This is a genomic window from Pseudomonas sp. MIL19 (assembly GCF_028680365.1).
GTDB classification, from domain to species: Bacteria; Pseudomonadota; Gammaproteobacteria; order Pseudomonadales; family Pseudomonadaceae; genus Aquipseudomonas; species Aquipseudomonas spirodelae.
Map to the genome: position 1 here is coordinate 1 of NZ_JAPPVG010000094.1, position 376 is coordinate 376.

Genomic DNA, 376 nt, shown 5'->3' on the forward strand with positions numbered 1-376 from the left:
CAGCATCTGGCGGATCTTCTCGCCAGTATCGCTGGCATGGTGCATGGCGCTTTCCTGGCTGTTGCCCAGCTCTTCGAGGATTACCACGAATTCGTCGCCGCCCAGGCGCGCTACCGTGTCGCTCTGGCGCAGGGTGGCCTGCAGGCGAGCGGCCACGTCCTTGAGCAACTGGTCGCCGATTGGGTGGCCGAGGGTGTCGTTGATTTCCTTGAAGTGGTCCAGGTCCATCAGCAACAGGGCGCCGCGCTGGCCATGCCGTTGGCTTTTGTGCAGGGCGCGGATCAGCCGCTCGCTCATCAGGCGGCGGTTGGCCAGGCCGGTGAGGGCGTCGTGCAGGGCCATGCGCTGGGCGGCTTCTTCGATGCGCTTGCGCTTG

Annotated in this window: 1 protein-coding gene; it reads right to left on the bottom strand. The window is 65.7% G+C overall.

What is annotated here, in order from left to right; all coding sequences use genetic code 11:
* A partial coding sequence (locus N1078_RS19500) for a diguanylate cyclase domain-containing protein (protein ID WP_274089712.1) occupies positions 1-376 on the bottom strand: 376 nt, incomplete at both ends.